Consider the following 12,160-nt stretch of genomic DNA (forward strand, 5'->3'; position numbering starts at 1 on the left):
AACGAGACGATGTCGCGCTGGATGCGCACCACCGCGATCGACGCGGCGAGCTTGAACAGCCGCTCTTCCCACTGGAACTCGAACTCGCTGATCTGCTTGTGGATCTGGCGGGCCAGTGCGGTGCCGCCTTCCTCGTTCTGGTCTTCGCTGACGACTGCGAACTTGTCGCCGCCCAGGCGGGCGAAGAAGTCCGAGCGCTGCAAGGCCGCGCCGACCAGATCGGCGAACTGGCGCAGCAGCTCGTCGCCGGCCACGCAGCCGCAGGTCTCGTTGACGAGGCGGAACTGGTCGATGTCGATCATCAGGAACACCGCCGAGGTCGCCTGGCGCTGGATGCGGGCCAGTAGCTCGGAGACGTGGGCGTCGAGCGCGCCGCGGTTGTACTGCCGGGTCACGAAATCGTGCGTGGCCAGGTAGTTCAGGCGGTCCTGCATGTAGCGCCGCTCATTGATCTCGACCCGCAGTTGGCGGTTGGCCAGCGTCAGCTCGGCGGTGCGCTCGCGCACCCGCTCTTCGAGGCTGCGGTTCAGTTCGCGCAGGTCGCGCAGCAGCACCTGGCGTTCGATCTGGTGGCGCACCCGCGCCAGCACCTCGTCGGCATTGATCGGCTTGGTGATGTAGTCGCTGCCGCCAGCGCCGAAGCCGACGCTGATGTCATCGGTGCGGGCGGTGCAGAAAATGACCGGGATTTCGGCCAGTTCCATGTCGGCCTTCAGGCGGCGGCAGACCTCGAAGCCGTCCATGCCCGGCATCATCACGTCGAGCAGGATCAGGTCGGGGCGGCGGCGGGCCGCCAGCTCCAGCGCGCGGGGGCCGTTGGTGGCCACCATCAACTCACAGCCCATGCCGTCGAGCACGGCGCTCAGCACATCGATGTTCTCGGGCGTGTCGTCGACGATGAGGACGGTGAGCTTGATTCCGGTCACTGCTGAGCAATCAAGAGGTGCCGAAGAAAACCCAGTGTATGCCAGCGTGGCGGCGCCGGCTCAAGCTTTTCGGGCTTGTCCGGACGTGCGTTTGCCGCGGCTCAGACGTTTGTTGTGGGCTCGAGAAACTCGCGCACCGCGTCTTCCAGGCCCTGGAAGTCGTAGCGCTTGGCGGCGTCTTCCCAGGCGCGGCGGCGCGCGTTGCCCAGCATGCCAGGGGGCACGCGGGCGAGCAGGCTCTTGACCTGCGCCAGGTCACCACCGGCGGCGGCGGCCTGCAGGTCGATCAGGCGCTGGCGTGCCTCGTCGTCGAGCGGGGTCAGCGTTTCGGGCAAGGCGGTGGCCTCGCTGGCGGGACTGGGCGCTGCTGCCGCTGCCTGCTCGTCGAGGAAATGCGCACCGGCGTACTGCGCCAGCATGCGGTAGATGTCGCGGAAGGGGTAGGGCTTGGGCACGAAGTCCTGGAAGCCGATCTCGATGTAGAAGCGGCGCTCGTGCTCCAGGCTCGACGCGGTCACCGCCACCACCGGCAGCGCGGCGGTCTCGGGCGCCGAGCGCAGCGCGCGGATCATCTCGACGCCGTTCAGGCGCGGCATGCGGATGTCGCTGAACACGATGTCGAAGGGCTGGCTCTGGCAGGCCTCCAGTCMGGCCTGGCCGTCCTCGGCCTGCTGCACCTGGCAGCCCACGTCGTGCAGCAGCTTGACCAGCAGATCGCGGCTGTCGGGGTCGTCTTCGACCACCAGTGCGCGGCACGGCGTGGCCGGGTCCAGCCGGGCCAGTTGGACGTCGGCCAGGGCCATGCCCGGTTGGGCGTCCACCGCCGGCAGCGGCAGCGTGACGCGGGCGCGCGTGCCGACGCCAGGGGCGCTGGTCAGCGACAGCTCGCCGCCCATCGCGCGGGTGATGTCGCGAGACAGCACCAGGCCCAGGCCCGAGCCGCCTTTTTCGCGGCCGGCATCGCCCTGGCTGAAGGGCGTGAAGAGTTGCTCCAGCTCGGCGGCGCTCATGCCGGGCCCGCTGTCTTCGACCTCGACCCACAGCGCGCTGCCGTCGCGCCAGGCCTGCAGCCGGATGCGGCCGCTTTCGGTGAACTTCAGCGCGTTGCCCAGCAGGTTGATGACCACCTGGCCGATCTTGGTCCGGTCGCCATGCACCATCGACGGTGCCGGCAGGCCCGACAGGTCGGCCTCCCAGGCCAGGCCTTTGGCTGCCACCCGGCTGGCGAACAGGTGGTCGATGTCCTGCAACTCGCGTCGCAGGTCGAAGGTCTGCAGCACCAGGTTCAGCTTGCCGGATTCGATCTTGGCCAGGTCCAGCACGTCGTTGATCAGGCCCAGCAAGCGGTTGCCGGCCGACAGGATCACCTCCAGCCGCTGGTGTGCGGCTGCGGCCAAGCTGCGGTCGGCCAGCAGGATCTGCGTGAAGCCCAGCACCGCGTTCAGCGGGGTGCGGATCTCGTGGCTCATGTTCGCCAGGAACATCGACTTGGCGCGGTTCGCCGCCTCGGCGCGCTTCTGAGCCTCGCGCAGCTCGTCTTCCACCGCGCGCTGCCGGGTCACGTCGGTGATCAGGCTGGCCATGTACAGCGGGTGGCCGAGGTCGTCTTTCAGGACGAAGTGCGACTGGTCCAGCACGCGGGCCGGCCGGCCGTTGCGCGAGGCGATGCGCCATTCGCCCTCCCAGTGCCCGTGCTCCTTCAGCGCCGGCATCGCCTGGCTGACGAAGACCTTGCGGAAACGCCGGCCCGTGTAGTCCAGCAGATTGCGGTTGCTGGCCGGCGTCCAGTCGACATCGCCGGTCATCTGGCGCAAGGCCGGGTTGAGGTAGACCAGGCGGCCATTCAGTTCGGAAATGCCCAGGCCCTGGTGCGCGCTTTCGGCCAGCCAGCGGAACATCTGCAGCTGCTGCTCGGCGCGTTCGCGCTCGTTCACTTCTTCGCGTAGCGACTGGTTGCTGCGGGCCAGTTCGCGGGTTCGCTCCAGCACCTGGGATTCGAGCGCCTGCTGCTGGTCCCGCACCAACAGGTCGTGCCGCTTGCGCGCGACCATGAAGCCGGTGAGCAACGCGGTGAAGGTCAAGCCCGAGGCCAGCACCGCCAGCTGCAGCCAGCCAGGCTTGGGTGCCAGCTGGGCCCACGCGGGCTGCATCTGCAGCATCCAGCGCCTGTCGGCCACGTGCAGCGCGACCTCATGGTGGATGCCGCTGTTCAGTTGCGGCAACACGCGTTCGCGTTCCGCCTGGTCGCGTATCGCCAGCGCTTCGCCGGCCGGCCATTCCAGCGCATGGGCGGCTGGCGCGTCCGGGTCGTACAGCAGCAGGTGGTGGCCGTCGATGTCCATCTGCGTCACTGCAGCGCGCAGCAGCTGGCCCACGTCGATGGTGGCTGAGACCATGCCGCGCAGGTTCTGCGGGGCCATCAGCAGCCCGTGCGAAGTCAGGCCTGGCAGCGGCGCATACAGCACCTGCACGAGGTCGCTCGTCGCCGTCTGTGCCACCGAATGCAGGGGCAGTGATGCGGCGATGCCGCCGCTCTCGCGCGCCTTGTCGATGGCCGCGCCGCGTTGCGGATCGGCCAGGTGGTCGATGCCGAGCAAGGCCTCCCGGCCCGCTTCCGGTGCCGTCCACTGGACCGGGAAGTACTCGGGCCGCAGCCCTGCGGAGATGACGGTGTCGCGCGGACTGACCTCGCGCAGCGCGAGGTCGCCGTTGCGGGCTTCGAACGAATCGCGGTCGACCAGGCTGACGCGTGGCAGGTAGGCGAAATGCTGCTGCCAGGGGCTGCGCTCCAGCATCGGGCCGGAGACGGCGCGGAACTCGTCGGGCAGCAACTCGACCTTGTAGTACATGCGCTGCAGGATCTCGAGGTCCCGCTCGGCCATGTCGATGTGGTTCTGCAGCGCCATCGCCARCCGCGTGCCATCGGAGCGGAAGCGCTCGATGTGCACGTCGCGCTCCATCACCCCGACCGACAGCGTGGCAAACAGCGTCAGGCCCAGGCCCAGGCAGATGATCGGGAAGGCCTGCGCAGCCACCCGCCGGCCTTGAAACGCCGGGTGCAGCAGCAGCAGGGCCGGTGGCGCGACGAGCAGGATGCCGGCGACATCGCCGACCCACCAGGTCAGCAAACCGAAGAAAACATCCTTCGGCGCCATCACGCCGAAAGCGTACAGGGTGGCCTGACCGATGAGGGCCGAAATCAGGCAGCACGCGCCGGCCGCCAGCGCGAAATGCAAGGTCTGCCGGACCGGCGCGGTTTCCAGTTTGGCGGGCACGTCGCGCATCAGTTGCGCCGCCAGCGCCGCCTGCAGCAGCGAGCCGCTGGCCAGCAGCGTCGCGCCCAGCAGGGCAGTGGCGCCGTAGCCCAGTTGCGGGCCGAAGAAGTCTGAAAAATGGGTGGTGACTGCGCCCAGCATCAGGCCTGGAAAGGCGCGCGTGCCGCACAGCAACAGCGCGGCGACGGCAATGCCCGAGGGCGGCCAGATGGCGGTGATGTGCAGCGGCCCGATGGCCAACAACATGCCCAGGTGGGCCGTCACGTAGTAGGCCAAGGCCAGGCCGATGTTGAGCACCAGCAGGCGGAGACCGGGCGAGAGCGAAGGAAGCAGGCGTTCGATCATCCAGGCGGCGGGCCGTGACAAAGCCCGCGCGAACGATGATAGACGCGGCAGGCGGCAGCCGCGCCTTCGGGCTTACGCGGCTGCCTGGCCCAATCGAGCCAGCCGTGCCAGCCAGGCTTTCGCGGCGGAGGCCTTCATCGCTCCGACGCCGCCGATCAAGGTGTGCTCGATCGGTGCGATGCCGACGAATCCGAGAATATTGCGCTCCAGCGACTTGACGCTGTGGGCGCGGAAATACCAGCGGTACAACAGCGCCGGCATGCCCATCGTGACGACGATGCGCGCCGAGCGGCCGGCCAGGCCCTTGTGGGCAAAGGGATTCGACCCTTCGGCCTTGAACGCAAAGCCGGGCCGCGCGACCTGTTCCAGAAAGCCCTTGACCAGGGCCGGCATGTCGCCTAACCAGAGCGGGAACAGCAGCACCAGGTGGTTGGCCCAGGCGATGTCGGCTTGGGCGGGCATCAAGTTTGCCGGGGGCTGCCCATGCTCCCAATCTGCCTGACTGCGCAGCAGTGTGAAGTCCAACGTCGCGATGTCCAGCGTGCGCACTTCATGGCCGGCGGCCGCGGCGCCGTCGGCGTAGGCGGCGGCGAGCGCGTGGCAGAAGTGGTTGCCGCCCGCATCCGGGTGGCCCTGGATGATCAGGATGTGGCGAGGCATGGGGAGCGTCAGCCGGAGGCCGTGGTGGTGGAGGTCGAGCCACTATCGCCGGGCGCTGCGGCGCCGGGCTTGACGGCCGACAAGGATGGAGCCGCTGCCGGGCTCCGTTCGCGGGGGAGCGGCTACATTGCCGGCGTGTCTACCTTCTGCTCTCACTACATCGGGTCGTACACGTTGGCGCTTCTCGCGGCCAGCGCGGCGGCATTCTCGTGTGGCGCGGCGCGAGCCGACGACCCCACCGTGCCGGCCGAGGTCGCCGAAGCCGCCGAAACGGCGCGCAGCACGGTGCGCTCGTTCAGCATCTGGCTGGCGCGCGGCGTCGACAGCTGGTTCGGCGACCGCCCCTTCGAAGCTGGCGGCGGCAAGGTGACCGACGGCCGCTTGAGCACGGCATTGCTACTGCGCCAACACGACAATCCGGACTTCGACGTGCGCTTCAACGCACGTTTTCGGCTGCCGAACGTCGAGGAACGGCTGTACGCCTTCGTCGGCCGCGACGACAGGCGCGACGTGATCACCGACACGCCGGGCGCGTTTTCGCGCCAGGACCGCCTGCTCGACGACTCCCGCGACCGCGACTTCTTCGCCGGCCTCGGGCGCTCGTTGAACGATGCGATCGACCTCCGGGTCGGCTTTCGCGGCGGGCTGAACCCGTTCGCGCAGGCCCGCTACCGCAACCAGTGGCTGATCACCCCGAACGACCTGGCCGACTTCAGGCAGACGGTGTTCTGGTCGTTCGAAGACCGCTTCGGCTCGACCACGGCGTTCTCGTACGAGCACGCCTTCACGCCGGACCTGGCCGCGCGCTGGCTCAACTCAGCGACGATCACCCAGGAGTCGGAGCACTTCGAGTGGTCGACCCTGCTGGGGGCTTACAAGTCCTTCGGTGACCAGCGGGTGCTGGCGCTCGAAACCCTGGCCAACGGCGAAACAGGCTCGGGCGTCGGCCTCAGCGACTACGGGGTGCAGGTCCGCTGGGAGCAGCCGGTCTACGAAGACTGGCTGCTCGGCGGCGTCCTCCTCGGCCATTTCTGGCCGCGCGAAGATGAGGACAGCCCGCGCATGCGGGCCTGGGCGGTGGGCGTCAGCCTGAAGATGCGGTTTTGACGTGCCCCCAGGTCCGGGCTGCGCCCAGCCTGCCTTGCAGGCCGCGCCGAGCCAGAGGCTCGGCCCCTCGYTAGGCACGAACAGTCCTCAGGACTGTTCATGTCCGAGCGAGGCCCCCCGCGGGGGATCAAGAAACTCGGGAGCGGCCCTTCGTTTCTTGAGCGCCCCCGCCGCCAGTCGCGCTTTGCGCGCTGAGCCTGGCAGTCAGTCAGCACCGCCCGACAACCGATCCGCCACCGCCGCCCGGACTGGGAATGCAGGCGAGATGCCCTCGGGGTCGAGGTTCTGGTACGGATCAGCATCTCTCAGTCGAATGAGGGTGTCTCTCAAGCCCACATCCGTGGCGGCAAGGTGAGCGGCTGCGCCGACCGCTGCAAGGCGAATGTTGAAGTCGGGGTGCGCCAAGCCGCTGAGCACGATGCGACGGATGGCATGCCGATGCTCGACCGGCATCTGCTCATGTTGTTCAGCCAGCAGCAACTCCAGCGATTGGAGAACACCGGCCTGCGCGGGCTCGAACGTGCTGTCAAAAGCTCCGGCCAGCGTGGGGACTGCCGCTGCCCCAAACAGGGCCACACCTCGTTGCGCCATGAACCCGGTGGACAGGGCGCCGCCGAGTGCGGGCAGGGCCCTGGCGTCCCGCAGATTCGCCACAACGCCGGTCAATGCCGCGTAGTACTCGCTCCTGTCTTCCGAAACAAGGGCTTTCTCGATCAGGACCTCATGGTTTTCAAGATCGAGCATCGAGATCAGCCGGGCCCGAATGCCATCGGCCGCTTCTGACTCGACGACACCGAGAATGTCGCCAACTCGACCGGCGCGAAACCGAAGGGTCTCTGCGCCGCCGACGGCGTCGAGCAACCGGCTCAGCATGGCGGACCGAAGTTGCCAGTCAGGTGAGTCGAAGCCGGATGGGTCGAAGAGTTCGAGCTTGGCCGCGACGCCCCGCATGTCGAAGCTTTTCTCGACCGGCCGGGTTGTCGAATATCCCCCGGAGTGGCTGCGCCAGTCCGCATGGTGGCAGGCATAGCCGCAGGGGCCATTCGTCGGCTCTCGCCAATCGGCGTGCGCCCGGCCCGCCGCGTAGTACATGTTCCACCACTCTGAGGTGCTGCCGCTGCGATTGTCCAGATCCGCAGCGTCGCCATACATGTGGCGGCTTTGGGTTGCCCCGCCGATGCGCTTGTTGCGTGCGGGGTTGCGKTAGACGCTGTTGGTGTAGCGCGGGCCACCATATTCATAGCGCCATCGGTCAATGCCATAGCCCGTCGACTTCGCGGCGACAAACGGCGACCTGAGCAAGGCCCAGGAATAGTCGCCCGTTTCGAGCTCGGAAAAGGCGAAGTATTCAGTGCGCTTGCTGCTCGTGAAATTCGAGCAGGTGGGATGCAGGCTGACGCCGTAGGTGACGTATTCCTGAATCAAGGCATCACGCGAGTCACCACAAGCCGCATGGGCTGCTGCACACGCGAGCGCGACCGTTGTACCCAGTGCACCACGACAAAAACGTTTCATGAATGACACTCCTCATGGTTTTACGGATTCACGCCGCCGCAGGTGTTCACCGCTCCACGCGCTCAATATCCATACCAAAGAGAAAGCTGGGTTGTCTGGGCGAAACGGATCCGGCATTCACCCCATGGCAGCGTGGCGCATCGTAGGTTTTTCCTATTGCAGCGCACACTTACGAGAAGTCGTATCGGAAATACGCCAAGCGTCCGCGCGGCCATCCTTTGGGACCTCGACGCTGGGCGCGATGAATGGCTGCCCACATAACCCGTTACGGTGTTTGACAATCCTCGCCCGTTGCGGGGGCCTCGCGCAACGGGCCCCTTTCTTGTCGTGGCCCCAGCCGTGGGGCAGGTTGATGACGCCGGGCATCATGTCGGCGCTGATCGCGACCGGCGCAGTGACCGTGCGTGACCTGCAGCGGCCCGATCGCCAGTGCGGTGCCCAGCAGGGCCGTCAGGTAGCGGGCCAGCGCCAAGCCGGCGTTCAACGCCAGCAGGCGAACCAGGGGGCGGCGAGGACGCGAGAAAGCGGTCGATCGTCACGGGCTCGCCAACGATGATAGATCGCAGTGACACGCGACAACTTGGTACCTATACTGCTTCATCGAAGGGGCTCCATCCAACGGAAGGGGCGAGGATGCACAACATCTCGGAGCTGGTTGACCACGACCTGCCACTCTTGAAGCGACTCACCGATGCGCCACGTTGGCAGCGCGTATCCGATCGATCAGCGTTCATCCCGCGGTGCGCTGGGCGCCGCACGAGCGACCAAGAGAAGGAGATCGTCATGAGAGCGCGCCGAACCGTCTTCGCTTTGTCCTTGGCACTCGCTGCCGCATCTGGTGCATGGGCCGCCGATGCCGCGACGGGCCCGACCAAGGAGGACATGAAGTGGCTGCTGCCGAAGGCACCGCCAGCGCCGCCCGACAACCAGCCCACGCCCGCGCGCATCGAGCTTGGCAAGCAGCTGTTCTTCGACCCCCGCCTGTCGTCCGAGCGCAACCTCTCCTGCGCGAGTTGCCACAGCCCGCTATTCGGTTGGTCCGACGGCTTGCCCACCGCCAAGGGCTTCAAGAGCAAGATCCTCGGCCGCGCCTCGCCCACCGTGGTCAATTCCGGCTACACCGGCTTGCAGATGTGGGACGGTCGCCGCGCTTCGCTCGAGGACCAGGCGATGGGCCCGATGGAATCGATGGACGAGATGGCGATGAACCTCGATTCGCTGTTCAAGTGGCTGAACAGCAGCCCGGCCTACAAGGCTGCTTTCGAAAAGGCCTATCCGGGCGAGCCGATCGACAAGACCACGACCTCGAAGGCGATCGCGGCCTTCGAGCGCACGATCATCAGCCGTGAGTCGCCCTTTGACCGCTGGCTGCAAGGCGACAAGAAGGCGATGACGGCCCAGCAGGTGCACGGCTTCCGCCTGTTCACCGATCCGAACAAGGGCAACTGCGCGGCCTGCCACTCCGGGCCGAACTTCACCGACGGTGGCTTCCACAACATCGGCCTGGCTTCGTACGGCAATGCCAATCCGGACGTCGGCCGCTTCGCAATCAAGCCCCTGCCTTCGCTGAAGGGCGCGTTCAAGACGCCGACAGTGCGCGACATCGCGCTCACCGCGCCGTACTTCCATGATGGCTCCGCGCTGACCTTGACCGAGGTGGTGGAGCACTACAACAAGGGCGGCGTCGCCAAGGACGACCTGTCGCCCAACATCAAGCCGCTGAACCTGTCGCAAGGCGAGATCAAGGACATCGTGTTGTTCATGGAAGCGCTGACCACGCCGACCAAGTCCTTCGTCCTGCCGCAGTTGCCGGCGAACTGAGGGCGCGATGCTGATTGGACGGCCGGCCGACATTCGCCCCAGCGACATCACGCCAGAGGCCGTCCATCAGGCCCGACGCCGCTTCCTGCGGCAAGGCGCGGTTGCGCTGGGCGCCGCCGCGGCGGCGCCCTGGGGGCGCGCCGAGACCGAGTCACCCAACAGCTGGGAAGAGATCACCAGCTACAACAACTTCTACGAGTACTCGCCCGACAAGCGCGCCGTGGCGGCGCTGGCGCAAAACCTGAATCCGCATCCGTGGAGCGTCTCGATCGAGGGTGAGGTGGCCCGCCCGCGCACGCTCGACATCGACCAGCTGGTGCGCGAATTCAGGCCGCAGCAGCGCATCTACCGGCTGCGCTGTGTCGAAGGTTGGTCGATGGTGATCCCGTGGGACGGCATCCCGCTGGCCGACCTGCTGAACCAGGCGCAACCGACCTCTCGTGCACGCTACGTCAAGTTCGTCAGCCTGCTGGACCCTGCGCGCATGTACGGCCAGCGGCGGCCGACACTGCCTTGGCCCTACACCGAAGGGCTGACGATCGCCGAGGCGATGCACCCGTTGACGTTGCTGGCCACCGGCCTGTACGGCAAGCCCATGCCGAACCAGAACGGCGCGCCGCTGCGACTGGTCGTGCCGTGGAAGTACGGCTACAAGAGCATCAAGTCGATCGTCGCGATCCGGCTCGAGGAGCACCTGCCGGCCACCACCTGGCCGCAAGTCGCGCCCGGCGACTACGGCTTCTACGCCAACGTCAACCCCCGCGTCGCGCTGGCGCGTGGCACCCAGTCGCGCGAGAACCGCGTCGGCGAGCTGCGCAAGCGCGAGACGCTGTTGTTCAACGGGTATGCCGACCAGGTGGCGCAGTTGTATGCCGGGCTGGATATCGACAAGCTTTTATAGCCTGCTCGTGTTGCCGGCGGTGATCGTCGGCATCGAGGCCTGGCGCGGCACGCTGGGCACCAACCCGTTGGAGCGCCTGATCCGCGAACCAGGCCACTGGGCGCTGGTGTTCCTGCTCTGCTCACTGGCCATCACGCCGCTGCGTCACGCCGGCGTGCGCGTGGCGCAGCTTCTGGCCCTGCACCAGGGCCGGCGCTTGGCGGACTGGAACCGGATCGTGCGCCTGCGCCGGCCGCTGGGCCTTGCGTGCTTCGGCTACGCGCTCACCCACCTGGTCTTGTACGTGACGCTCGACCTCGGCCTCGATCCGGGCGAGTTCGTCGACGATGTGCGCCACAAACCTTTCGTGCTCGCCGGCCTGACCTGCTTCATGCTGCTGCTGCCACTGGCGGTGACATCCACCGACGCCTGGATGCGCCGCCTCAAGCGCAACTGGAAGCGCCTGCACTGGCTGGTCTATCCGGCCGGCGTCGCCGCCCTGCTGCACTTCGTCTGGCTGTCAAAACCCGGCGTGACAGCGCCCTACGGCTATGTTGCCGTGCTGATCGCGCTGCTGAGCTATCGCCTGGCCGTGCGTTGGTGGCCCGGTGGCGCGCACGTGCCAATCACGGACGACGAAGTGCCGGAGCGAACGGCGAGCCCGCGCTAGCGGCTCATGCAGGCCCGGCGCGCAGCCGAGCCGCGGCCGCGTCGATCGAGGCCTTCAGATCGTCGTAGCCGTGGTGGGCCTTGAACTGCGGGAACTCACGGGCGATGGTCTCGGGCGGGTGGATCAGGAAGCCCGCGTCGGCCGCGCCCAGCATGCCGGTGTCGTTGTACGAATCGCCGGCAGCCATGACCTGGAAGTTCAGGCTCTTCAGCGCGTTGACCGCATGGCGCTTCTGGTCAGGCTGGCGCAGCTTGTAGTCGCGCACGAAGCCTTCGTCGTCAACCAGCAGCCGGTGGCAGAACAGCGTCGGCCGGCCGAGCTGGCGCATCAGCGGGTCGGCGAATTCGTAGAAGGTGTCCGACAGGATGATGACCTGGAATTTTTCGCGCAGGCCGTCGAGAAACTCGCGGGCGCCCGGCAGCGGGCTCATGCCGGCGATCACGGCCTGGATGTCTGCCAGTTTCAGTTTGTGCTGCTCGAGCAGCCCGATGCGAAAGCGCATCAGCTTGTCGTAGTCCGGCTCTTCGCGCGTGGTGCGCGAGAACTCGGCGATGCCGGTGCGTTGGGAAAACTCGATCCAGATCTCGGGGACCAGCACGCCTTCGAGATCGAGGCAGACGACTTGCATGAACGGGCTCGCTCCGGTGGTTAGACCGGAGTGATGCTAACTGCCGACGATGAAGCTCAGCTGACGACGGCTGCGCTGACTCTGACTGCCACGCCCGACAGCACGGCATTGCCGGAGAGCGGATCCCGCAGTTGATCGTCCAGCACCTCGTTCAGGTTCGCACCCGGCCGCTCGGCGGCCACGCGCAACTGCGCGCCGGCCTTGTTGTGCCCCCAGCCGTGCGGCAGGCTGATCACGCCAGGCATCATGTCGGCGCTGATGACCACTGGCGCGGTGACCGTGCGCTCGACGCTGCCGTCGCCCGCGCTGATCTGTGCGAGCGCGCCATCGGCC

The 12,160-nt window shown here is 67.1% G+C and carries 9 protein-coding genes and 1 pseudogene; 4 read left to right on the top strand and 6 right to left on the bottom strand.

Annotated features, from left to right (window positions below; translation table 11 throughout):
- From AC1DYI_RS15425 to AC1DYI_RS15435, 3 genes are all read right to left on the bottom strand, one after another.
- Window positions 1-926, bottom strand: a 926-nt coding sequence (locus tag AC1DYI_RS15425) for a response regulator (RefSeq protein WP_477205008.1), incomplete at its 3' end; no start/stop codon positions are given.
- Window positions 927-1,027: 101 nt separating this feature from the next.
- Window positions 1,028-4,546, bottom strand: a complete 3,519-nt coding sequence (locus AC1DYI_RS15430; protein WP_477205009.1) for an ATP-binding protein — start codon at window positions 4,544-4,546, stop codon at window positions 1,028-1,030.
- Between the two features lie 72 nt (window positions 4,547-4,618).
- Window positions 4,619-5,206, bottom strand: a complete 588-nt coding sequence (locus AC1DYI_RS15435; RefSeq protein ID WP_477205010.1) for an NAD(P)H-dependent oxidoreductase — start codon at window positions 5,204-5,206, stop codon at window positions 4,619-4,621.
- Here AC1DYI_RS15435 and AC1DYI_RS15440 point away from each other — a divergent pair.
- Window positions 5,153-6,313: a hypothetical protein gene (locus AC1DYI_RS15440; RefSeq protein WP_477205011.1), complete on the top strand. Its 1,161-nt coding sequence runs from the start codon at window positions 5,153-5,155 to the stop codon at window positions 6,311-6,313. The two genes, AC1DYI_RS15435 and AC1DYI_RS15440, sit on opposite strands and share 54 nt — an antisense overlap.
- Before the next feature lie 204 nt (window positions 6,314-6,517).
- On the opposite strand, the gene AC1DYI_RS15445 is transcribed toward AC1DYI_RS15440, so the two are convergent.
- Window positions 6,518-7,828: a D-Ala-D-Ala carboxypeptidase family metallohydrolase gene (locus AC1DYI_RS15445; RefSeq protein ID WP_477205012.1), complete on the bottom strand. Its 1,311-nt coding sequence runs from the start codon at window positions 7,826-7,828 to the stop codon at window positions 6,518-6,520.
- A 783-nt stretch (window positions 7,829-8,611) separates the two neighbouring features.
- On the opposite strand from AC1DYI_RS15445, the gene AC1DYI_RS15450 reads away from it, so the two are divergent.
- Genes AC1DYI_RS15450 through AC1DYI_RS15460 form a run of 3 tightly spaced genes read left to right on the top strand, consistent with a single transcriptional unit; the run spans window position 8,612 to window position 11,199 of the window.
- On the top strand, window positions 8,612-9,649 hold the full coding sequence (locus AC1DYI_RS15450) for a cytochrome-c peroxidase (RefSeq protein ID WP_477205013.1): 1,038 nt from the start codon (window positions 8,612-8,614) through the stop codon (window positions 9,647-9,649).
- A 7-nt stretch (window positions 9,650-9,656) separates the two neighbouring features.
- On the top strand, window positions 9,657-10,550 hold the full coding sequence (gene msrP / locus AC1DYI_RS15455; protein WP_477205014.1) for a protein-methionine-sulfoxide reductase catalytic subunit MsrP: 894 nt from the start codon (window positions 9,657-9,659) through the stop codon (window positions 10,548-10,550).
- Window positions 10,519-11,199: a protein-methionine-sulfoxide reductase heme-binding subunit MsrQ gene (locus AC1DYI_RS15460; RefSeq protein ID WP_477205015.1), complete on the top strand. Its 681-nt coding sequence runs from the start codon at window positions 10,519-10,521 to the stop codon at window positions 11,197-11,199. The genes msrP and AC1DYI_RS15460 overlap by 32 nt, the downstream gene beginning before the upstream one ends.
- A gap of 4 nt (window positions 11,200-11,203) precedes the next feature.
- Here the strand turns inward: AC1DYI_RS15460 and thrH are convergent, their stop codons facing one another.
- Complete coding sequence (gene thrH / locus AC1DYI_RS15465) at window positions 11,204-11,827, bottom strand: bifunctional phosphoserine phosphatase/homoserine phosphotransferase ThrH (protein WP_477205016.1); 624 nt, start codon at window positions 11,825-11,827, stop codon at window positions 11,204-11,206.
- Between the two features lie 56 nt (window positions 11,828-11,883).
- Window positions 11,884-12,160, bottom strand: a pseudogene (locus AC1DYI_RS15470) (molybdopterin oxidoreductase family protein); the annotation flags it as partial.

This window comes from Ideonella sp. P3_A4 (assembly GCF_056403075.1).